Source organism: Corallococcus llansteffanensis (assembly GCF_003612055.1).
GTDB lineage: Bacteria > Myxococcota > Myxococcia > Myxococcales > Myxococcaceae > Corallococcus > Corallococcus llansteffanensis.
In genome coordinates, this window is the sequence record NZ_RAWB01001016.1 from 1 (window position 1) to 1,486 (window position 1,486).

Here is a 1,486-nt window from a genome sequence, read left to right on the forward strand (position 1 = left end):
CCCTGGCGGTGCCCGTGCTGCGCCGCAAGCTCCAGGCGCCCGCGAACGCGTTCCGCATCCCGGGGGGACCCGTGATTCCCCTCGCCGCCGCCGCACTGTGCGTCGTCTTCGCGCTGAGTGCGGAGCGAGAGAACCTCATCGCCGGGGCCGTCGCGCTCGCGGTGGGCTTCGTGCTCTACAGGTTCCAGCGCAAGCCGGACGGGAAAGCGGCGCTCGGATAGCGACGAGAGCAATCTCTGACGGCGTAAGACCTCGTCCCCGACACGGGAATGGTCACACGGGACATCGGGAACTCCGGCGAGCGTGAACACGACCCCCGGCCTGCTCGGTGGTCTCACGACTGCGCAGTGGGGACTCCTGTCTTTCGATGCCCGCTTGCGTGACTCGGGGCGCCGGCGGCACGAGCGCTGGGGCCCATGCCTGGGGATGTCGTCACGGTGCCATCCGCTTGCCGCGGCATGCGGTGCACGGCCCGTCCGCTTCCTTCGGCAGTGTGCGCGCGTGCGTTCATGCCGCCACGCGCGCAAGCCTGCGGGAAGTACGGGCGGGTCTCCTGTGTCTGTCCTCCTCAACCCCCGGACAAAAGGACCCAGATGCTTCGACTCCTGAAACTTGCGCCCCTGGCGCTGCTCGTGCCCTGGGTGGCCCAGGCATCCGTCGTCTGGAAGGGAGACTTCGAGACCGGCGACCTGTCTCAGTACACCGACGCCTGGTTTGTTGCCCCGGATCGCATGCAGGTGGAGGGCGACCTTGTCCGTGACGGGAACAAGGCGCTGAAGGTGACCGTCCAGCAGGGAGACAACCCCGTCAACGCCAGCGGCAACCGCAACGAGCTGTTCCGCGGCACCTATGAGCCGGTCGACTCCGAGTACTACTACAAGTGGAGCACCCTGTTTCCCCAGGACTTCCCCAGCTCACCCCGGTGGCAGGTGTTCACGCAATGGCACCATGACGGCTGCTGTGGCTCCCCGCCGCTCGAGTTCTTCGTCATCAACGACACGATGAACATGCGCGTCGGAGGAAGCTCGGGCGAGGTTCTATGGCAGGCGCCGGTGCACCGGGACCAATGGAACGACTTCGTGATGCACGTGAAGTGGTCGCCCGACCCGAATGTCGGCTTCGTCGAGCTGTACTACAATGGCAATCTGGTGGTGCCGAAGCGCAACATCGCCACGCGCTACCCGGACACGGCGGGCTACATCCAGCTCGGCTACTACCGGGATGCGACCATCGCGCAGACAGCCTCGCTCTACCATGATGGCTTCACCATGGCGACGACGCTGGAAGAGGTGATGCCCGCGCCCACGGCGCCCCTTCCGGCCGAGGGCGGGGACCCGTCCACACTCGCCGCTACGGCTCCCTAGAGCGCCGAACAGGTTAGGTCACGCCGCGCGCTGGTAACGCGCGGCGACCTCGAGGTTTTGGACGACCGCGAGTCGCCTGAGGTCAAAGAGGTTGCGGCGCGTGCCTCGGTAACGGCCCTTCG

At 66.8% G+C, this 1,486-nt stretch carries 1 protein-coding gene and 1 pseudogene; both read left to right on the top strand.

The window, feature by feature from the left end:
* Nucleotides 1–221 (top strand): annotated as a pseudogene (locus D7V93_RS42965) (amino acid transporter); the annotation flags it as partial.
* A gap of 372 nt (nucleotides 222–593) precedes the next feature.
* Nucleotides 594–1,364 carry a polysaccharide lyase family 20 protein gene (locus D7V93_RS42970; RefSeq protein ID WP_158623987.1) on the top strand — a complete coding sequence of 257 codons (771 nt, stop codon included), beginning with the start codon at nucleotides 594–596 and terminating at the stop codon, nucleotides 1,362–1,364.
* Nucleotides 1,365–1,486: the final 122 nt, after the last annotated feature.

What these genes read in the sequence shown, in the direction of transcription:
- D7V93_RS42970 (WP_158623987.1), top strand. Translation starts at nt 594, where the DNA reads ATGCTTCGACTCCTGAAACTTGCGCCCCTGGCGCTGCTCGTGCCCTGG.